The sequence below is a fragment of the Pelagibacterium limicola genome (assembly GCF_015694405.1).
Taxonomy (GTDB): Bacteria; Pseudomonadota; Alphaproteobacteria; order Rhizobiales; family Devosiaceae; genus Pelagibacterium; species Pelagibacterium limicola.
Genome location: NZ_JADQDB010000004.1, coordinates 269215 through 287059 on the forward strand (window position 1 = coordinate 269215; position 17845 = coordinate 287059).

Here is a 17845-nt window from a genome sequence, read left to right on the forward strand (position 1 = left end):
TGTTGGGATAGACAAATATGTAGGAAGCAAGGGACGTCGTTTCTACCCCAGCAGCTTGCCGGGGTTGAGGATGTCCTTGGGGTCGAGCGCCGATTTGATTGCGCGCATCATCTTTAGGGCGACTGGATCTTTGACTGCGACGAGAAGCGCAGTCTTGAGCTGCCCGATCCCGTGCTCGGCCGAAACCGATCCACCCAGTTCCCGCACGACAGCATAGACGGCCTCGTGAATCTCACCCGCGCCAGCCATGAAGGCCAAGGCATCCGCCCCTTCGGGTTGCGAGAAATTGAAATGGATATTGCCGTCGCCGAGATGCCCGAACGGTACCGCCCGAATGCCGGGCACGAGCCGTTCCGCCGCCTCTGTGCCCCTGGCGATCAGTTCCGGCACCGCCGCCACCGGCACCGACACGTCATGCTTGATTGAGGCACCTTCGCGCGATTGGACCTCGCTCATCTGTTCGCGCGCCAGCCACATCTCGTCCCGGTGCTTGAGCGATCCAGCAATCGTACCGTTGCTCACCAGCCCGTCCGAAAAGGCTTCCTCGACAGCAGCGGCGAGTCTGCCCGCTTCTCCGCCCCGCGGCACCGATATCTCCACCAGTACATGCCAGGCCGAGGGCTCGGGCGCCGGGTCCTGCGCGATCATGCCGTGCTTCAATTGCAAGGCGATCCCGATACGCGGCATCAACTCGAAGGCTGTCAGCATATTGCCCGCCCGCCCGCGGATCCGCGTGAACAGTTCCAGCGCGGCGTCCGGCGAAGCGACATTGAGAAACGCGGTTTCGTGAAAATCCGGCTTGGGAAAGAGCTTGAGCGTCGCCGCCGTAATGATCCCGAGCGTGCCTTCCGAGCCGACCAGCAGATCCTTCAGATCGTATCCCGTATTGTCCTTGCGCAGCGCATTGAGCCCTGAATAGAGGGATCCATCCGCCAGCACCGCCTCCACCCCGAGGCACAATTCGCGCGCATTGCCATAAGAGAGCACCTGCACGCCCCCCGCGTTCGAACCCAGAACGCCCCCGATCCGCGCCGACCCCTGGGAGGCGATATAGAGCGGGAACAGCATTCCTGCCTTTTCGGCAACCTCATGGGCCTCATGCAGTGTCGTTCCGGCGTCGAGAGTCATGTGTCCCGCCGCCGCATCGACATTGCGCACGCCCTCGAGCCGGGAAATCGAAACGATGATCTCATCGCCGAACATCGGCACCTGCCCGCCGACCAGCCCGGTATTGCCCGCCTGCGGAATCACCCTCACGGCGTTCTCGTTTGCCCACGCCATCAATCCTTGCACCTCTTCCACCGTCCGCGGCAGCGCAACGGCGAGGGCAGGGACATGAAACCGCCTCCGCGGTTCGGAAACATATCCGGCCATCTGCCCGGGCTCGGACACGACGCTGTCGGCGCCAAGCATTTGCGTGAGGGCGGTGACGATCTGTTGGGGAGATAGAGACATTGAGACGGTCCGATTTTTGTCGGGGCGCACTATGGCACGCGGAAACGACAAGGCAAGCCGCGAAGTCCCCTCGCTCCACCTTGCCCGTAGCCCGGCCCTGTGCCAAAACCGGAGGCGAGAGAGACCACATTCGGAGAAGAACATGGCTGGTTTGATGGAAGGCAAGCGCGGGCTCATCATGGGCGTCGCCAACAACCGCTCGATCGCATATGGCATTGCAAAAGCCGTGCATGCGCAAGGGGCGGAGCTGGCCTTCACCTACCAGGGCGAAGCCCTGCATCGCCGCGTTACCCCGATTGCCGAGGAATTCGGCTCCGATCTGGTTCTGCCGTGCGATGTGACCGATCCCGACGCGATGGACGCGGTGTTCAACGTCCTAAAGTCCAAGTGGGGCAAGCTCGATTTCCTCGTCCACGCCATAGGCTTTTCCAACAAGGAAGAGCTGGACGGACGCTATGTGGATACGACCCCGGGCAATTTTGCCCTCACCATGAACATCTCGGTCTATTCCTTCACAGCGCTCGCCAAGCGCGCTGAAGCGCTGATGACCGATGGCGGTTCGCTCCTGACGCTGACCTATTACGGGGCGGAAAAAGTGCTGCCGCACTATAACGTCATGGGCGTCGCCAAGGCCGCGCTCGAAGCATCGGTGCGCTACCTCGCCGCCGACATGGGCCCCAACGGCATCCGTGTGAACGCAATCTCCGCCGGTCCCATCAAGACCCTCGCGGCTTCCGGCATTTCGGGCCTGCGCGAAATGCTCAAGTGGAACGAGGAAAATGCGCCCCTGCGCAAGAATGTGACGATCGACGAGGTAGGCAACGCTTCGCTCTACCTCCTCTCGGACCTCGCAAGTGGGGTGACCGGGGAGGTCCATTATGTCGATGCGGGCTACAACGTCATCGGCATGAAGACCCTCAACGAGAACGAGGCGGGCGAATAACCCGCCACTGACCGGAACAGCTTACCGTCATGTCCAACGTCCAATGGCCGGACTTCTATTTTGCGCGCCACGGTGAAACCGACTGGAATTTCGAGCGGCGCTATCAGGGCAGCCGTGATATTCCGTTGAACGCACGCGGGCAGAAGCAGGCCGATGCCAACGGCATCCTGCTCAGGCTCCTGCTTGAGGAAGATGGTGTCGATCCCGCATCCCTGAACTGGTACGCCTCGCCCCTGAGCCGGGCGCGCGAGACAATGGAGCGGATGCGGGCCGCTTTCGAGACCCCGCTGCCGGATGTTCGCTTCGACGAGCGGCTGGTGGAAATTTCGTTCGGGAATCTCGAGGGTCGCCTTCACGCCGAAATCGCCCGCGAGATGGCGCTGGCCGCCCCTGGCGAACGCGATGAAAGCTATTGGCATTTCCGGCCCGAGGCTGGCGAGAACTACGACGATGTCGCTCGCCGGCTTCTGGCATTTGCCGAAACCATAACCCACAACTCGATCATCGTGGCGCATGGCGGCGTGATGCGTGTATTGCGCCATCTGGTGGAGGGCGTGGAGCGGGCCGAAGTGCTCAACTGGGATCCGCCACAGGGTGTCATTGCTCATTTCGCCAATGGAGTGATGCGCCTTCACGCTGCGAAAAAGACATGGTGACCGACGATAACCCGCTGACCCGTCCCGGCCCCGCGCATCCCGATATCACCGATGCCTCCATCTCAAAGGTGGTCGCGACCTTTTATGGCCGGGCGCGGGAGGACGATATTCTTGGCCCGATCTTTAACCGCGCCGTCGAGGATTGGGACCATCATATCGAGCAGATCACCGATTTCTGGAGCTCGGTCCTCCTGCGCACCGGCCGGTATTCGGGCCGCCCGCTCAACCCGCACCTGCGCCTGCCGATCGAAGCCATCCATTTCGACCGCTGGCTGGAGCTATTCGAAGAGACGGTGACCGAAATCGAAGGCGAGGAGATAGCCCAGGCCTATCTCGAACGCGCCCGCCGCATCGCCGACAACTTCGAACTCGCCATCGGCAATTTGCGCGGAGAGATGAGGGCGCCGAGGCACAGCCGTTAGGGCTGTCGCAGCCCTAACCCATCTATCGCCGCAACCTGTTCGACATCCAGCGGTCCCAGCTCTTCCGCCTTCAGCGCCTCCCGCAATTCCGCGCGATTTTTGACGCCGAGCACGAGCGTATTGACCCCGTCCATCCCCAGCGCATAGCGATGGGCGACGAGGGCCGGATCCTCGCCCCATTTCGCGCAGAGCTCACGGAACGGTTCGGCCCGCCGGAAGTCGCGCATGTCGTGGCTGTCTTCATCCATACTGCGGTCGAACCGCGCGGTGAGCGCTCCAGCCTGAACCGCCCTGATGCCCATGACGCCCACGCCCTTGCTGTTGGCGGCGGCAATGATCTCGCGATGGCGCGGCGGCTCGATATCCACACACAGGCCGCCGGAACTGTCGAGAAGATTGGCGACGGCCTGAATGACGTGCGGTCGGGGCGTCTCGGTCACGGCGTCTAGAATGCACTGCGCGCGCGATACCCCGGTGAGGCCCCAGGCGCCGATCAGTCCTTCTTCCTTGAGACGCTCGAAAGCTTCGATGACATGATCGCGGTAAACCGGCCAGCGCGTGAAATGATCGTGCCCCGCCGGGGGCAAGTCGCCTTCAGGGCGGATTTCATTGTGAAGGAAGAAGACATCTACCCGCTCGATCCGCATATCAGGAAGGCTCTTGAGCAGGGACTCCCGGAAGCGCGGATAGATGGCCTCGGGCGCCGCCTGGGCAATGCCGCACTTCGTCGTAATCCGCACGCCTTCTGGCAAACGGCCGCCGAACGCCTCGCCGATCAACTCCTCGCAGACATTGTATCCCGGTGCAGAGTCGATCAGGTCTATCCCGTTGTCGACAGCAAGCTTGAGCGTTGCGATGCCTTCCTCGCGCGATGTCTCACCCCACACCTGCCCGATGCCGCCGCCGCCCAGCGTCAGGCGGCTGACCAGTCCAAGTGAGCCGAACTTGTTGCGTTGCATTTTCAATTATCCTCCAGCCGTAACGTGAAACAGACAATGACAAAAAGGCCGCCGCCGGCGCTACGGGCACAGTTGCAAAGGCCTTTTCAGCAATGAAAAGGATTGGCACCTTTTGCCCGAACGCTTCATCCACCCATCGGACGATTGACCGCGCCCAGCGTGCCCCATAGAACAACGCCAACGAAATCGGGACCGCGCTTTCATGAGCTATAACAGTTTCGGCCACATGTTCCGCTTCACCACCTGGGGTGAGAGCCACGGACCTGCGCTCGGGGTGGTAGTCGATGGTTGCCCGGCAGGTATCGCGATCAGCGCGGACGTGATCCAGCGCGATCTGGACCGCCGCAAGCCCGGCCAGTCCCGCTACACCACCCAGCGCCGCGAGGCCGATGAGGTCAAGATTCTTTCGGGCGTCTTCGAGGACGAGCGCACGGACGGTCTGCGCACGACGGGCACGCCGATTTCGCTGATGATCGAAAACACCGATCAGCGCTCCAAGGATTACAGCGACATCCGCGACAAGTTCCGCCCCGGCCACGCCGACTACACCTATTTCCAGAAATACGGCATCCGCGACTATCGCGGCGGTGGGCGCTCCTCGGCGCGTGAAACGGCTGCGCGCGTGGCTGCGGGCGCGGTAGCACGGCTCGTGATCCCCGGCGTTACAATCCGCGCATCTCTCGTCCAGATCGGCCCGCACAAGATCGACTACGCCAATTTCAATTGGGACCAGGTGGACAAGAACCCCTTCTTTTGCGCCGACGCCAAGGCAGCCGAGAGATGGGCGGACTACCTTGACGGTATCCGCAAGGCTGGCTCTTCGGTCGGCGCGATCATCGAGGTGGTGGCCGAGGGCGTCCCGGCCGGCTGGGGCGCGCCGGTTTATGGCAAGCTCGACCAGGACATCGCCTCTGCCATGATGTCGATCAACGCCGTCAAGGCCGTCGAAATCGGCGCGGGCTTTGAAAGCGCGGAATTGACCGGCGACGAGAACGCCGACGAGATGCGCTCGGATAAACCCCTGCCCAAATTCCTTTCCAACAAGGCCGGCGGCATTCTGGGCGGGATTTCCAATGGGGATCCCGTCGTTGCGCGCTTTGCGGTCAAGCCCACGAGCTCGATTCTCACCCCGCGCCAGACCGTGACCACCGCAAACGAAGATGCCGACATCATCACCAAGGGCCGGCACGATCCCTGCGTCGGCATCCGTGCCGTGCCCATCGGCGAAGCCATGATGGCCTGCGTCCTTGCCGATCACTTCCTGCGTCACCGCGGCCAGTCGGGCCGGGAGGGCGGTATCGGATTTGAAGGATAGGGCAATGCTCAGCGAATCCGACCGCCGCGTCGAAGCCGCCCTCGAGGCTATGAAGAAGGGCGGGATGGTCGTCGTTGTCGACGATCACGACCGGGAAGGCGAGGGCGATATCATTGCCGCTGCCTCGACAATCACGTCCGAGCAGATGGCCTTCATCGTGCGTCATACCTCGGGCATCGTCTGCGCGCCCATAACCGGCGAGCGCGCCGCCCGGCTCCATCTCGACCCGATGGTTGCCGTCAACGATTCCGCGCATTCCACGGCCTTTACCGTATCGATCGATTTCAAGCATGGCACGACGACCGGCATTTCCGCGGACGACCGCACCGCCACGGTCCGCGCGCTGGCCAACGGCAATGTCGGCGCCGAGGATTTCTCCCGTCCCGGCCATATCTTCCCGCTCATCGCGCGGCGGGGCGGCGTGCTGATGCGCTCGGGCCATACCGAGGCCGCCGTAGATATGTGCACGCTCGCAGGACTGCCCGACGTGGGCGTCATCTGCGAACTGGTCAATGACGACGGTACGGTGACACGTGGCCGGCAGGTAACTGAGTTCGCGCAGAGCCACGACCTGCCGCTGGTCTCGGTCGCCGACCTCATCGCGTATCGCCAGCGTCGTGAGAAGCTCGTCGAGCGCGTCGGCACGTTCGAAATCGAAACGGTGGCCGGGCGGGCCATCGCTTATGCCTATTCCACCCCGTTCGATCGTGTGCAGCACCTCGCGCTCGTTTTCGGCGAGGTGACCACAGGACAAGCCGTCGCGGTCCGTATCCAGCGCGAAAGCATTACCGCTGACGTTTTCGGCGGTGCGCCAAAGCTCAACGATGCCCTCAAGAGCCTCTCACAAACCGGCGGTGTGCTCGTCTATCTGCGCGAGGGAACTGCGGGCGTAGCCTGGAAGGACGACTCCGTTGCACATGCCCGCGGCAGCGAGGATCACGGTTCGGCCCGTGACCGTGAGGCCGAATGGCGCGAAGTCGGGCTAGGCGCACAGATCCTGCGCGACCTCGGTGCCACCACCATCCGCCCCATGACCTCCCGCTCCCGCCGCTATATCGGCTTGGAAGCGTTCGGAATCAGGACTGTGGAGTAGGGCGCGAAAAAAATGCCACGGTTTCCTGGTTGCCGTCCCCTCCCTTGACCGGGGACTCGATCTGCCCCACCAGCCGCCAGCCGGACGCGGCCAGATAATCCAGCACGGCAGCGACAGCCGCCGCGACATGCGGTCCCGGCGCGACGATTCCGCCCTTACCGACATGCGCCCGGCCGACCTCGAACTGCGGCTTGATGAGCAACACCGCTTGCGCATCAGCCGCGCAAAGCGCGAGAGGCGCATCCAGGATCTTGGTGAGGGAAACAAAACTCACATCGCTGACCAGCAGGTCGATGGGGTCGGGGATGAGGCCCGCGTCAAGGTCTCGCGCATTGGTGCCTTCAAGGCTCGTAACCCGCAGATCGGCCGCGATATCGGGGTGCAACTGCCCGTGTCCCACATCGACCGCATAAACCCGCGCCGCGCCGCGCTCGAGCAGCACCTGGGTGAACCCGCCGGTGGAAGCGCCAAGATCGAGGCATATCTTGCCTTGCGGATCGAAACCCGAAGCGTCGAGGCCGGCAATCAGCTTGAGCGCAGCGCGCGAAACATATCCCGATGCCGGATCGTCTATGGCGATGACATCCTCGACCCCGACCGGTTGTCCCGCTTTGGTGGCAACATCGCCGTTTACCGTAACGGTGCCGCGCGCAATCGCATCGCGTGCCCGGGAACGGGACGGGACGAGCCCGCGTTGCTCAAGGGCGACGTCAAGCCGCGTTCTTCCGCTCACGCGCCGGTAAGCCTGCGGATCTTGTTCATTGCGGTTTGCGTGTCCTCGCCCCAGCCAATGGTGCCGAAGAAGGTGCCGTTGGCATCGATCAGGAAGACGCTCGCCGTATGATTGACGAGGTACTCGGTCGAGCCCTCCGCCTCAACCTTTTCGGAAAACACGCCATAGGAGCGCTTGATCTGTTCGGTCTGCGCCTCGTTGCCGACCAGCCCGATCACATCCGAGCCGAAATTGGAAAGGTAGGTTGCCACATGCTCGAGCGTATCACGCTCGGGATCGACGGTAACGAAAACGACGTTGAGCTCTTCTACGCCCAGCCCCAGCTGCGCCTTCCAGCCCATCGCTTCGGCCAATGTCGTGGGGCAGACGTCCGGACAATAGGTATAGCCAAAGAACATCAGCGTCGGGCGGCCCTTAAGATCGTCCTGCGTGTACCGTTCGCCGGTCGTCGTTGCCACCATCTCGAAGGGCCCACCGAACATGGCGCCCGAAGGAGAAATGGGCCGGGTGAAGTAGATGACCGTTGCCCCGATGGCAGCGAGAATGACGAGACCCCAGAGGGCGATGCGAACTTTTGCCAGCACGGCGATATCCCGATGTTTTTATTGAGGATCCAGCGGCTCGGTGCCGGTGGGCGTCCCGTCCTTTGACAAGGTTATCTTCTCGATCCGGGCTTCGGCCTGTTTGAGCAGGGTTTCGCAATGGCGCTTGAGCGCTTCGCCGCGCTCGTAGATCGCGATGGATTCCTGCAGGGGCGCCCGCCCGCTCTCAAGCTGCTGGACGATTTTTTCGAGTTCGTCCAGTGCGGCTTCGAAGCTCATCTCGGCGATGTCGGTCATTGCGGCTCCTCGTTTTCCCTCTCGGTTCCGGCTTCGCCGGTGAGCAACATGCCTATATGCGCCGCCACACCCGAAGCAAGGCCACCCAGATCGTATCCACCTTCGAGTAACGAGACGATTCTGTTTGAGCAGCGCTTCTCGGCGATGTCCATCAACTTTCCTGTGAGCCACGCATAATCGGAGCCCACCCATTCAAGCTGCGCCAGCGGGTCGCGCCTCTCGGCGTCGAAGCCGGCGGAAATGAGGATGATGTCCGGCGCGAAATTGTCGAGAGCGGGCAGGATGCGGTGGCGGTAAGCCTCGCGCATCTCCTCGCCGCCTGTGCCCGCCTTGAGCGCGGCGTTGACCACATTGCCCACGCCGGTCTCGTCGGGCGACCCGGTAAACGGATAAAGGGGCATCTGGTGCGAGGAAGCATAAAAGATCGACGGGTCCTTCTCGAAGATGTCCTGCGTCCCATTACCATGATGGACGTCGAAATCGATGATCGCGATGCGCTCGGCGCCATAGAGGCGTTGGGCCTGCCGGGCGGCGATGGCGATGGTATTGACGAGGCAGAACCCCATGGGGCGGTCGCGCTCGGCATGATGTCCCGGCGGCCGGGCGGCGACGAAGGCATTGTGGGCTTCGCCCATCACGACAGCTTCGATTCCCCGCAGGATGCCGCCAAGCGCGGTCGCTGCCGCATCGAGGCTGCCGGAGGAAATAAAGGTGTCCTCGTCGATCTGCCCGACGCCTTCGGCGGGCCGCGCTGCGCGGACACGGTCCATCACCTTTTGCGAATGCACCAGCTCGGCAAGCGCAAGATCGCCCGAGGGGGCAGCCTCGCGTTTGAGCGCCCCGAAGCGGGGGTGTTCGAGCGCGCGCGCCACGGCCTTGAGCCGGTCTGCCCGCTCGGGGTGGCCCTGCGGCGTCTGGTGGCGCTCGAAATTCGTTTGGCTGACGAGAAGCGTTGTCATCGTGACGGCCTTCTTGACGCGGCGCAAAGCGCTTGTCAAACAGCCGCGATGCCGCACGCTCCCATAGACCCGCAATCGATCGACCAGGCCGCCGCGCTGATCCGCGCCGGAAAGCTCTGTGCGTTCGCGACCGAGACGGTCTATGGGCTGGGAGCCGATGCGACCAGTTCCGATGCCGTGCTTGCCATTTACGAGACCAAGGGGCGTCCGCGGTTCAACCCTTTGATTTGCCATTGCGCCGATATGGACATGGCGCGGACCTATGCGCGGTTCTCCGAACTGGCCGAGAAGATTGCCGCCCGGTTCTGGCCGGGTCCGCTGACGCTGGTGCTGCCGCTGGTTCCGGGCGCCGGACTGTCCGATATCGTCACGGCCGGTCTGGAGACGGTAGCGCTGCGCATTCCTGGCCATGCCGATGCGCGCGCCCTGATTGCGGAGGTCGGCGTGCCGGTTGCCGCGCCATCGGCCAATCCTTCCGGCAAACTTTCCCCGACGACGGCCGAACACGTCCGCAAGGCTTTCGGGGGCAGGGTGCCGGTGCTTGATGGCGGCCCCTGCGAGAGTGGGTTGGAGTCGACCATATTGTCGCTGGAGGGGGACACGGTTACCCAGCTCAGGGCAGGGGTATTGCCGCGTTCTGACGTTGAGGCATTTCTCGGGCTCGCCCTACAGGTCGCCGATCACGAGGCGGCCATTACCGCCCCCGGCATGCTCAAGAGCCACTACGCCCCCAATGCCGCGCTCCGCCTGAACGCCGATTCGCCGCGTCCCGGCGAAGCCTATCTCGCCTTCGGCGCCGAGCCTCACGGCACAACCGGGCCGACGCTCAACCTTTCACCTGACGGCGACCTGCACGAAGCGGCGAGGAACCTCTTCTCGTATCTGGCAAGGCTCGATGCGGAAGGAGCGAACGGGATCGCCGTTGCTCCGATCCCACATCACGGACTTGGAGAGGCGATCAACGACCGGCTGGACCGGGCGGCTGCTCCGCGATCCTGAACGTCGCCCTATTCCCGCACCTTGTACGGCTTCTGGTCGCGCCAGAACCGCATCAGGCTTTCGAGATCGGGATCGCCACCTTCGGGCAGAACAATCCGGAGGTTGACAAAAAGGTCCCCCTTGCCGAACAGGCCCTTGCCCTTGAGGCGGAGGGCCTTGGAGGTGTCGGGCCCGGGGGGCAGGTTGAGTTCGACGGCTCCGGCCAGCGTGGGCACACGCACTTTGGAACCCAGTACGGCCTCATAGAGCGTGATCGGGACATCCACACGCAGGTCATTACCGTCCCGGCGGAAGGTCTTGTGCTTGGCGAACTTGACCGTCACCAGCACATCGCCTGGCTGGCCGGTGAGCGGGGATGGCTTGCCCTGGCCGCGCAAGCGGATCTGCTGGCCTTCCTCCAGCGGGGAAGGGAGCTTAACCGACACAGTCTTGCCTGTCGGCAGCGTCACCGGCACGGATTTGCCTGCATGCGCGTCTTCGAGCGTTACGGCGAGATTGACCACCGTGTCCGGACGTTTTCCGGTCGACGCGCCAGGCCCGGCGGTGCCGGTAAAGGGGTCCCAGCTTGCCCCGCCGGCCGCCCCGCCGAAAGGATTGGGGCCACGCCGCGCGCCACCCGCGGCGTTGAACCCGCTCATGAATTCCTTGAGGATATCCTCGGCGCTAAACCCGCCTGCACCCTGCCGCGCCCCGCGCGCCGCGCCGGGATCGAAGCCGAAGCCTGCAAACCTCGGATTGCCCTCCGCGTCGATCTCGCCGCGGTCATATTGGGCGCGCTTGGCCTTGTCCGACAACAGGTCGTAAGCCGCCGTGGCCTCGGCGAATTTCTCGTGGGCCGTCTTGTCGTTCGGGTTCTGGTCCGGGTGCAAAGTCTTTGCGAGTTTGCGGTAAGCAGACTTGATGTCTTTCTCACTCGCACTCTTTGGCACGCCGAGCACGGTATAAGGGTCGCGCATCAATTCTCCTGAGCGTTTCCGCAACGATGTCCGGAACGCTTCGATGAAACCGTTGAGCGGCCTGTTGAAGCGCCGCTCGTTTGCGTTCTATATGGCCACAGCCCCGAATAATGTCCAGAAGCAGGCCCTAAATGAGTCCTATGGCGACGCCCTTGAGTGACAGCATTTTTGATGATTCCTTCAAGGGGGACATCGATCCCTTCGGTCTCTTCGACGAGTGGCTTGCTGCGGCGCGCGAGAGCGAAGTCAACGATCCCAATGCCATGACGCTCGCCAGCGTCGATGATGCCGGCCTGCCGGATGCGCGCGTCGTGCTGCTCAATGGCCTCGACCCGCGGGGGTTCGTGTTTTTCACCAATTTCGGCTCGAACAAGGGCCGGCAGTTGCGCGCCCATCCCAGGGCGGCGCTGCTCTTTCACTGGAAAAGCCTGCGCCGGCAGGTGCGGATACGCGGCGATGTCGAGGAGGTGAGTGCCCAGGAAGCTGACGCCTATTTCGCCACCCGCCCGCCCCAGTCCCGTATCGGCGCCCATGCCTCGGCCCAATCCCGCCCGCTGGAAAGTCGCGCGGTTCTCTTGGAAAAGACCGAGCAGCTCACGGCCACTTTCGGCCAAGGCCCCATTCCGCGCCCCGACTACTGGTCGGGCTTTCGCATTCGGCCCCTCGAAATCGAGTTTTGGAAGGATGGCGCCTTCCGCCTGCATGATCGCGTCGTGTTCACCCGCGACAGCGATCGGTGGGCCCGCACCCGCCTTTATCCCTGAGCGCGGGTAGCCGGCATTGCGTATCCTCATCCGGACATCGAAGTGCGCCATTTGGTCCCGCCGGATAGCGAGCTTTGCCTTGGCGGTACTGGCGGTGTCCGTCCCGCTGCATATCTTCGACCTCGTTGCCTCCAACGTCTTCGAAATCAGCCTCGCGATCGGTTTTAGTGCGGCGTTACTCGCCTTGTTGCTGGGAATATTGGCCTATGTCCGGCTCTGGTTCACCGGGGACAGGGGATGGCGGCCGGCGAGCCTGGGCGTGGCCCTGGGGCTCGTTTGCCTTACGCCAGCCGCCTATGCCGGATATCTCGCATTCACCCTGCCCTCGACCGCGGACGTCTCTACCGCGCTCCTGAGCCCGCCCGATCTCATTATGGCTCGCGGCGCAACTGCGGAAATCGATCCCGAACTGATCCTCGTGTCCTACCCCAACCTCATTACGCGCTTTTACCAGATCCCGACGACCGTCCTCTTTGAACTGGCAGAAAAGCAGGCGCGCCAGCGCGGCTGGCAGGTTATCGGGTCGATGGCGCCGGAAGCCGAGGGCGAGGGCGGATCGCTCAACGCCCTGCGGCGCTCGCTTCTGGGATGGAGCAACGAAATGGCCATGCGCGTTGCGCCTGGCCCGGTTGGCGCCCTGATCGACCTGCGCGCCGCCTCTCTTCACGCCACCCCGCACGACCTCGGCGACAACGGCCGTGCCATCGAAGGCTTTTTGCGCGCGCTCGACCAATCCGTCACCGAATATATCCAGCGCAACATGGCCTTTACGGACGACGACGCGCAGGAGACGGTGGTCGAAGGGTTGGAGGGTGACGGCCTAGAGGGCGAGTGAATAGCGCGTCCCGAACACGCCGAAACTGCTTCTTATCCTGCCTGTCGCTTCGAGATATTCGAGATGGGATAGCAGCGTCCGCCTTGCGCCGGCGCGCACGCGGGGCGGCACGTCGGGATAAACCCTTTTCGCGAGTTGACCCAGATTCAAGGGGCTCTGCTCGAGCGCCCCGAGAATTTGCCCGTTCCGCATCTGGCGATGCGCGCGTACGGCCCGCGCCCGCGCGCGACCATCGGCGATTTCGCTCCCATGCGCGGGGAGATAACGGGTCTGGGGCAGGGCCTCGAGCCTGTCGAGCGAGGTCAGATAGTCCGCAAGGCTGCCGTCCGGCACGGCCACCACAGTCGTGTTCCACGCCATCAGATGGTCGCCGACCAGAACGGAATCGGTGTTGTCCAGCGCGAAGGCGAAATGATTGGCGCAGTGGCCCGGCGTCGCGACCGCGACGAGCGGTACCCCGCCAAAGACCAGCCTTTCCCCGTCCGCAATCTCCCGGTCGGGCACGAGGCTGAAGTCCGATGCATGCGCGAAGGGGTTGCGCTCGAAGGCCTTGAGCGGCCTTGAAAGCCTGTGCCGTCCGCCAAAGACGAGGGGCGCGCCGGTTACAGCCTTGAGCCGCGGCGCCAGTGCGCAGTGATCCAGATGGGTATGCGTGAGAACGATAGCCTCGATCCTGCGTCCCGCGGAAGCCGAGAGAATCGCCATGAGATGCCGGTCGTCGTCTGGCCCGGGATCGACTACGGCCAGGGTTTCATGGCCGACCAGAAACGTATTCGTGCCGGTATGGGTATAGGGGCTGGCATTGGGCGCCGTCAGCCGCGCAAGCCCGGGAAAAACCGTGACCAACTCGCCCACGCGGGGGTCGAACCCGTTATCGGCTTCGGGGGATGGAGAGTTGGCGGCCATTGCGCTCGGCAGAATGAATGGTTAGAAGGCGACAATGTCTGGGTTTAACGCAAAGGACCTCGCGATGGCCATGACTTTCGCCACCCCCAACACGCTTCTTGGCAAGATGCAGCCCAAAGGGCTTGCCGCACGGATCGCTACCACGATTGCGATTGCCTTCCTCGGCTCGATCCTCATCACCATTGCCGCCAAGACCAGCGTCCCGACCTGGCCGGTTCCGGTCACGCTTCAATCGATGGCGATCGCCATCATCGCTGCGGCGGTCGGTTTCCGGGTGGCTGTCGCTACCGTCTTCCTCTATCTCGCACAGGGCCTGGCGGGCCTGCCGGTCTTTGCCGGCGCTTTCGCCGGTGTTCCCTATGTGCTGGGCCCCACAGGCGGCTTTCTCATCGGCTTCCTCGTCATGGCGGCAATCATCGGCTTCCTGGCTGACCGCGGCGCAACGCGCAACGTCTTCTCGAGTTTCGGCGCGATGATGCTGGGCGCCGTGGCGCTGTTCGTCTTTGGCTTTGTCTGGCTTATGGCCATGTCCGGCAATGCAGGCTGGATCGATCAGTCCGACGTTGTCGGCTCCGCCTTCCGTGGCGCCGTCCAGCCCTTCATCGTCTGGGACATCCTCAAGATGGCCTTCGCTTCGATGACCGTGGCCGGCGGCTGGGCGATCGTCCGCCGCTTCTGACGGCTTTCCGCCAATAGCACTTTCAAGGGCCGGTCCTCTGGATCGGCCCTTTGCTTTGCAACCACGTCAGCATTCAGCCCGTTGTCCTTTTGCGTTTGGAAACAACGGAGCCGTGAAATGGAACTCTCTGCAATGCCGTGGTTGTTCGCCGTGTTCGGTGGTGCGGCCATATTGGGCCTTGCCATAGCTTATGGAGCGCTGAAGTCGAGGAAGGCCAGCCGCCGACAGCGCGAAGCAGCCGAGCAGGGCGCGCGTGATCTTTACCATAAGGATCAGAGCAAAAGCTGACATGCAGGACCGCGAAGCGAGGGTTGTCATCGTTGGCGCCGGGTTCGGTGGACTAACAGCCGCAAAGACGCTGGCGAAGGCGGGTGTCCCCTTCGTGCTGATCGATCGGCGCAATCATCACCTGTTTCAGCCTCTGCTCTATCAGGTCGCGACTGCCGCATTGGCGCCGGCCGATATCGCTGTGCCCATCCGTGCAGTGCTATCGCCGGGGCGGCAGAAATCGCACATCGAAATCCTGATGGACGAAGTCACGGGCATCGACCGCACGGCACGCACCATTTCCACCCAGGGCGGCGCAACCATTCCCTTTTCCCATCTCATCCTCGCCACCGGCTCGGATTACGCTTATTTCGGCAATGAGGACCGCTGGGCGCCGCATGCGCCCGCGCTAAAATCGCTCGACGATGCCCTCAACATACGGCGCCGGGTGTTGCTCGCTTTCGAGCGTGCCGAAACCACGTCCAACGTCGCATTGCGCCAACGGCTTATGACCTTCGTTGTCATCGGCGGCGGCCCGACCGGTGTGGAAACAGCCGGCGCGCTGGCGGAATTGGCGCGCGCCACGCTGGCGCGGGATTTTTCCAATATCGATCCGCGCACGGCGCGGGTGGTGCTGGTGGAAGCCCTCGACACCCTCCTTAATGCCTATCCCCGGCGCCTAGGAGCCTACACCCGCAAGAAGCTGGAGCAGATGGGCGTCGAGGTCATTACCGGGAGGCCGGTCGAGGACATTACGACCGATGGTGTGCTGCTCGAGGATCGCTCGATCTTGACGGCCAATGTCTTCTGGTGCGCCGGCGTCAAGGCCACCCCGGTCGGCGAATGGCTGGGTGTCGAGACCGAAAGGAACGGGGCCGTCCGTGTAGGGCCCGATCTGCGGCTGGAGGACGATCCGCACATTTTCGTCATCGGAGACGCCAGCAGCGTCGACGATGAGTCTGGCGACCCTTTGCCTGCCCTCGCGCCCGTCGCCAAGCAACAAGGCCGCTACGCCGCCGAGACGATCATCGCCGAAGCCCGCAACCACCCTGCGCCCGACCCCTTCCGCTATCGCGATTGGGGTACGATGGCCACCATCGGACGCGCGGCCGCGGTGGGTAAGTTCGGCAAGCTCGAAGTCACCGGGTTTCCCGCCTGGTTGCTTTGGGGCGCCGTCCATGTGGCGTATCTGGTGGGCTTCCGTAACCGTCTCAGCGTCATGCTCAACTGGCTATGGGCCTGGGTCTCCTACGCCAAGGGCTCGCGGCTTATCACCGGCCCCGACGAGGCAGCAATCGATGCGCTCGACAGCGGCCGGGCGGTCGAGGCGGAACTGGACAAGACTGTCACGAATCTCGAAGAGAGATGAGCGAAGCGCGCTTCAATGCCTCCTCCATGCCCAGCCTCAGGTCCTCGCTGGTGAAGGGTTTGGCGACGACGGCCGCAAGCTCCCATTCCGCGGGCACCTCCCGCCGCGCGGAGCCCGTCATGAGCACGAATGGTGTTCCTCGGCTGCGGCAGGCCGCCGCTATCCGCGTATCGTTGAGCGAATCCAGACCAATGTCCAGAATGGCAAGATCAGGTCTAACGGTTTTCAGAAAGTCCAGAGCGGCGTCCTCGTCGCTCGCAACGCCGTCCACCTCCCAACCGTATTCCCGCACCTCGGTTTCGATCAGTGTGGCAATGAGTGGATCGCTTTCGAGGATAATCAGTTTCTTTGAAACGCCGTTCATTATACTCTCCGCCGCAAAGGTCAGAACGGTAGACCAAAAAAGGGCGCCTCGGGTCGTTTGTAAGCAAGCGTACGAAGCGCCCTCCAGCCATCGTTTTGATACAATATCTGGAATCGATTTAGGCGTTGGCGGCGAGACAGATGTCGCGCTCTTGCCCCGATCGCCGCGAGGGGGCAATTGAGCATTCAGCAGGAATCGATCCGAAACGGGATCCTGGCAGGCATTCCGTCTGCCGATTTCGAGTGTTTGCGAGGTTTTCTGGAGCCGGTGACGCTCAAGAAAGGTTTCCAGATCGCTCGCGAGGATGAGCGAATCGAATGGGTCTATTTTCCGGAAGCCGGTATCGGTTCGGTGGTCGCCGTCTCGCCTGAAGGCAAGAGCGTGGAGGCAGGGCTTTTCGGACGGGAAGGCTTCAGCCCGACTGCCGCTCTCATCGGCACCGAGATCAGTACGCATCGAATCATCGCGCAGGCCCCCGGCGGTGCCCACAGGATGGCCATAACAAAGTTCCGGGACTGCATCGTCCGGTTCCCCTCCATGCGCGATCTGCTCGAGCGCTACATGCACAATATGTCGACGCAGATGTCGTATACGGCCCTTTCCAACGCGGTTCACGTGATCGACGAGCGGCTCGCGCGATGGCTGCTCATGTGCCACGACAGGTCCGACAGCGACGAAATGGCGCTCACGCACGAGTTCCTGGCCCTTATGCTCGCCGTTCGACGGCCGAGTGTCACCACCGCGCTGCATGTGCTCGAGGGGAAGGGGTTCATCCGGGCGGAACGTGGCTATGTCACGATCCGCAATCGCGCCGCGCTCGAAGAATTTGCGGCGGATGCCTACGGCAAACCGGAAGAAGAATACCGACGGCTCATCGGAAACGGCGTGTAAGTTCGCCCTAGTCGGAACCGGGCCGATCCTGACCCGTTTTCCATGGAAATGGCCTTGCTGAGGCCGCCACCAATGGAGGACATGATGGAACAGCTTCCCAACAACATCCGTGTCGGCATGGACGTCTTCGATGCCGACAACAGGCACATCGGTTCGGTCGAGGACTTCAAGTTCGGCGAGGCAGGCGCTGCGCCCACACCACCGCCGAACCAGTACCGCGCCAAAAGCCTCGTTGAAAACATCGCCGAGGCCATCTGGCCCGACGACATGCCCGAGTCCCATCGTGCACGGCTCTATCAGGAGGGTTATGTGTTGCTCGATGCCGACGGCATCATGCAATCGGACCGCTACGTGCTGCCAAGTCAGATTGCTTCGGCGTCCGAGCAAGGGATATTCCTGCGTGTCAGGCGCGACGAACTCGCGAAAGCCTGATCCTGCCCC

The 17845-nt window shown here is 63.0% G+C and carries 22 protein-coding genes; 13 read left to right on the top strand and 9 right to left on the bottom strand.

Annotated features, from left to right (window positions below):
• Positions 1-42: 42 nt before the first annotated feature.
• Positions 43-1455: an FAD-binding oxidoreductase gene (locus tag I2G20_RS10210; RefSeq protein ID WP_196259596.1), complete on the bottom strand. Its 1413-nt coding sequence runs from the start codon at positions 1453-1455 to the stop codon at positions 43-45.
• Between the two features lie 142 nt (positions 1456-1597).
• Between I2G20_RS10210 and fabI the strand changes: the two genes are divergently transcribed.
• Genes fabI through I2G20_RS10225 form a run of 3 tightly spaced genes read left to right on the top strand, consistent with a single transcriptional unit; the run spans position 1598 to position 3476 of the window.
• Positions 1598-2398, top strand: a complete 801-nt coding sequence (fabI, locus tag I2G20_RS10215; protein ID WP_196259597.1) for an enoyl-ACP reductase FabI — start codon at positions 1598-1600, stop codon at positions 2396-2398.
• Positions 2399-2427: 29 nt separating this feature from the next.
• Positions 2428-3054, top strand: a complete 627-nt coding sequence (locus I2G20_RS10220) for a histidine phosphatase family protein (protein WP_196259598.1) — start codon at positions 2428-2430, stop codon at positions 3052-3054.
• Entirely contained in the window at positions 3048-3476 is a 429-nt protein-coding gene (locus I2G20_RS10225) for a group III truncated hemoglobin (protein ID WP_196259599.1), read from the top strand. The genes I2G20_RS10220 and I2G20_RS10225 overlap by 7 nt, the downstream gene beginning before the upstream one ends.
• On the opposite strand, the gene I2G20_RS10230 is transcribed toward I2G20_RS10225, so the two are convergent.
• Positions 3473-4435 (bottom strand): aldo/keto reductase, encoded by a 963-nt coding sequence (locus I2G20_RS10230; protein WP_196259600.1) that lies wholly within the window; start codon positions 4433-4435, stop codon positions 3473-3475. The genes I2G20_RS10225 and I2G20_RS10230 overlap by 4 nt on opposite strands.
• A 202-nt stretch (positions 4436-4637) precedes the next feature.
• On the opposite strand from I2G20_RS10230, the gene aroC reads away from it, so the two are divergent.
• Both aroC and ribB read left to right on the top strand, forming a co-directional pair.
• A complete protein-coding gene (gene aroC, locus I2G20_RS10235; RefSeq protein ID WP_196259601.1) occupies positions 4638-5750 on the top strand; it encodes a chorismate synthase in 1113 nt (370 codons plus the stop codon).
• 4 nt (positions 5751-5754) lie between these two features.
• Positions 5755-6843: a 3,4-dihydroxy-2-butanone-4-phosphate synthase gene (gene ribB, locus I2G20_RS10240; RefSeq protein WP_196259602.1), complete on the top strand. Its 1089-nt coding sequence runs from the start codon at positions 5755-5757 to the stop codon at positions 6841-6843.
• On the opposite strand, the gene I2G20_RS10245 is transcribed toward ribB, so the two are convergent.
• From I2G20_RS10245 to I2G20_RS10260, 4 genes are read right to left on the bottom strand one after another with little or no spacing between them, the layout of a single operon-like run.
• Positions 6827-7576: an SAM-dependent methyltransferase gene (locus I2G20_RS10245; protein WP_196259603.1), complete on the bottom strand. Its 750-nt coding sequence runs from the start codon at positions 7574-7576 to the stop codon at positions 6827-6829. The genes ribB and I2G20_RS10245 overlap by 17 nt on opposite strands.
• A complete protein-coding gene (locus I2G20_RS10250; protein ID WP_196259604.1) occupies positions 7573-8160 on the bottom strand; it encodes an SCO family protein in 588 nt (195 codons plus the stop codon). The genes I2G20_RS10245 and I2G20_RS10250 overlap by 4 nt, the downstream gene beginning before the upstream one ends.
• A gap of 18 nt (positions 8161-8178) precedes the next feature.
• The gene (locus I2G20_RS10255) at positions 8179-8415 is read right to left on the bottom strand and encodes an exodeoxyribonuclease VII small subunit (protein ID WP_196259605.1); all 237 of its coding nucleotides are present in this window, start codon (positions 8413-8415) and stop codon (positions 8179-8181) included.
• A complete protein-coding gene (locus I2G20_RS10260; protein WP_196259606.1) occupies positions 8412-9374 on the bottom strand; it encodes a histone deacetylase family protein in 963 nt (320 codons plus the stop codon). Before I2G20_RS10260 ends, I2G20_RS10255 begins: the two co-directional genes overlap by 4 nt.
• Positions 9375-9422: 48 nt before the next feature.
• Between I2G20_RS10260 and I2G20_RS10265 the strand changes: the two genes are divergently transcribed.
• On the top strand, positions 9423-10373 hold the full coding sequence (locus I2G20_RS10265) for an L-threonylcarbamoyladenylate synthase (protein ID WP_196259607.1): 951 nt from the start codon (positions 9423-9425) through the stop codon (positions 10371-10373).
• An 8-nt stretch (positions 10374-10381) separates the two neighbouring features.
• Here I2G20_RS10265 and I2G20_RS10270 read toward each other — a convergent pair whose 3' ends face one another.
• Entirely contained in the window at positions 10382-11329 is a 948-nt protein-coding gene (locus I2G20_RS10270; RefSeq protein ID WP_196259608.1) for a DnaJ C-terminal domain-containing protein, read from the bottom strand.
• Between the two features lie 140 nt (positions 11330-11469).
• Here I2G20_RS10270 and pdxH point away from each other — a divergent pair, with 140 nt between their 5' ends.
• Positions 11470-12093 (top strand): pyridoxamine 5'-phosphate oxidase, encoded by a 624-nt coding sequence (gene pdxH / locus I2G20_RS10275; RefSeq protein WP_246473033.1) that lies wholly within the window; start codon positions 11470-11472, stop codon positions 12091-12093.
• A gap of 79 nt (positions 12094-12172) precedes the next feature.
• Positions 12173-12928 carry a DUF1499 domain-containing protein gene (locus tag I2G20_RS10280; protein WP_196259610.1) on the top strand — a complete coding sequence of 252 codons (756 nt, stop codon included), beginning with the start codon at positions 12173-12175 and terminating at the stop codon, positions 12926-12928.
• On the opposite strand, the gene I2G20_RS10285 is transcribed toward I2G20_RS10280, so the two are convergent.
• On the bottom strand, positions 12914-13834 hold the full coding sequence (locus I2G20_RS10285; protein WP_196259611.1) for an MBL fold metallo-hydrolase: 921 nt from the start codon (positions 13832-13834) through the stop codon (positions 12914-12916). The two genes, I2G20_RS10280 and I2G20_RS10285, sit on opposite strands and share 15 nt — an antisense overlap.
• A gap of 34 nt (positions 13835-13868) precedes the next feature.
• On the opposite strand from I2G20_RS10285, the gene I2G20_RS10290 reads away from it, so the two are divergent.
• The 3 genes from I2G20_RS10290 (at position 13869) to I2G20_RS10300 (ending at position 16149) form a co-directional block, all read left to right on the top strand.
• Positions 13869-14513, top strand: a complete 645-nt coding sequence (locus I2G20_RS10290) for a biotin transporter BioY (protein WP_196259612.1) — start codon at positions 13869-13871, stop codon at positions 14511-14513.
• Between the two features lie 117 nt (positions 14514-14630).
• Positions 14631-14801, top strand: coding sequence for a hypothetical protein (locus I2G20_RS10295; protein WP_196259613.1), 171 nt, complete (start codon positions 14631-14633; stop codon positions 14799-14801).
• Position 14802: 1 nt separating this feature from the next.
• Entirely contained in the window at positions 14803-16149 is a 1347-nt protein-coding gene (locus I2G20_RS10300; RefSeq protein WP_196259614.1) for an NAD(P)/FAD-dependent oxidoreductase, read from the top strand.
• Here the strand turns inward: I2G20_RS10300 and I2G20_RS10305 are convergent.
• On the bottom strand, positions 16127-16513 hold the full coding sequence (locus I2G20_RS10305) for a response regulator (protein ID WP_196259615.1): 387 nt from the start codon (positions 16511-16513) through the stop codon (positions 16127-16129). The genes I2G20_RS10300 and I2G20_RS10305 overlap by 23 nt on opposite strands.
• 177 nt (positions 16514-16690) lie before the next feature.
• Here I2G20_RS10305 and I2G20_RS10310 point away from each other — a divergent pair, with 177 nt between their 5' ends.
• Together I2G20_RS10310 and I2G20_RS10315 are read left to right on the top strand one after the other, a co-directional pair.
• Positions 16691-17404 carry a Crp/Fnr family transcriptional regulator gene (locus tag I2G20_RS10310; protein WP_196259616.1) on the top strand — a complete coding sequence of 238 codons (714 nt, stop codon included), beginning with the start codon at positions 16691-16693 and terminating at the stop codon, positions 17402-17404.
• Between the two features lie 84 nt (positions 17405-17488).
• The gene (locus I2G20_RS10315; RefSeq protein WP_207747599.1) at positions 17489-17836 is read left to right on the top strand and encodes a hypothetical protein; all 348 of its coding nucleotides are present in this window, start codon (positions 17489-17491) and stop codon (positions 17834-17836) included.
• The last annotated feature ends 9 nt before the right edge of the window (positions 17837-17845 follow it).

What these genes read in the sequence shown, in the direction of transcription:
- I2G20_RS10210 (WP_196259596.1), bottom strand. Translation starts at nt 1,455, where the DNA reads ATGTCTCTATCTCCCCAACAGATCGTCACCGCCCTCACGCAAATGCTT.
- fabI (WP_196259597.1), top strand. Translation starts at nt 1,598, where the DNA reads ATGGCTGGTTTGATGGAAGGCAAGCGCGGGCTCATCATGGGCGTCGCC.
- I2G20_RS10220 (WP_196259598.1), top strand. Translation starts at nt 2,428, where the DNA reads ATGTCCAACGTCCAATGGCCGGACTTCTATTTTGCGCGCCACGGTGAA.
- I2G20_RS10225 (WP_196259599.1), top strand. Translation starts at nt 3,048, where the DNA reads ATGGTGACCGACGATAACCCGCTGACCCGTCCCGGCCCCGCGCATCCC.
- I2G20_RS10230 (WP_196259600.1), bottom strand. Translation starts at nt 4,435, where the DNA reads ATGCAACGCAACAAGTTCGGCTCACTTGGACTGGTCAGCCGCCTGACG.
- aroC (WP_196259601.1), top strand. Translation starts at nt 4,638, where the DNA reads ATGAGCTATAACAGTTTCGGCCACATGTTCCGCTTCACCACCTGGGGT.
- ribB (WP_196259602.1), top strand. Translation starts at nt 5,755, where the DNA reads ATGCTCAGCGAATCCGACCGCCGCGTCGAAGCCGCCCTCGAGGCTATG.
- I2G20_RS10255 (WP_196259605.1), bottom strand. Translation starts at nt 8,415, where the DNA reads ATGACCGACATCGCCGAGATGAGCTTCGAAGCCGCACTGGACGAACTC.
- I2G20_RS10260 (WP_196259606.1), bottom strand. Translation starts at nt 9,374, where the DNA reads ATGACAACGCTTCTCGTCAGCCAAACGAATTTCGAGCGCCACCAGACG.
- I2G20_RS10265 (WP_196259607.1), top strand. Translation starts at nt 9,423, where the DNA reads ATGCCGCACGCTCCCATAGACCCGCAATCGATCGACCAGGCCGCCGCG.
- I2G20_RS10270 (WP_196259608.1), bottom strand. Translation starts at nt 11,329, where the DNA reads ATGCGCGACCCTTATACCGTGCTCGGCGTGCCAAAGAGTGCGAGTGAG.
- pdxH (WP_246473033.1), top strand. Translation starts at nt 11,470, where the DNA reads ATGGCGACGCCCTTGAGTGACAGCATTTTTGATGATTCCTTCAAGGGG.
- I2G20_RS10285 (WP_196259611.1), bottom strand. Translation starts at nt 13,834, where the DNA reads ATGGCCGCCAACTCTCCATCCCCCGAAGCCGATAACGGGTTCGACCCC.
- I2G20_RS10290 (WP_196259612.1), top strand. Translation starts at nt 13,869, where the DNA reads ATGTCTGGGTTTAACGCAAAGGACCTCGCGATGGCCATGACTTTCGCC.
- I2G20_RS10295 (WP_196259613.1), top strand. Translation starts at nt 14,631, where the DNA reads ATGGAACTCTCTGCAATGCCGTGGTTGTTCGCCGTGTTCGGTGGTGCG.
- I2G20_RS10300 (WP_196259614.1), top strand. Translation starts at nt 14,803, where the DNA reads ATGCAGGACCGCGAAGCGAGGGTTGTCATCGTTGGCGCCGGGTTCGGT.
- I2G20_RS10305 (WP_196259615.1), bottom strand. Translation starts at nt 16,513, where the DNA reads ATGAACGGCGTTTCAAAGAAACTGATTATCCTCGAAAGCGATCCACTC.
- I2G20_RS10315 (WP_207747599.1), top strand. Translation starts at nt 17,489, where the DNA reads ATGGAACAGCTTCCCAACAACATCCGTGTCGGCATGGACGTCTTCGAT.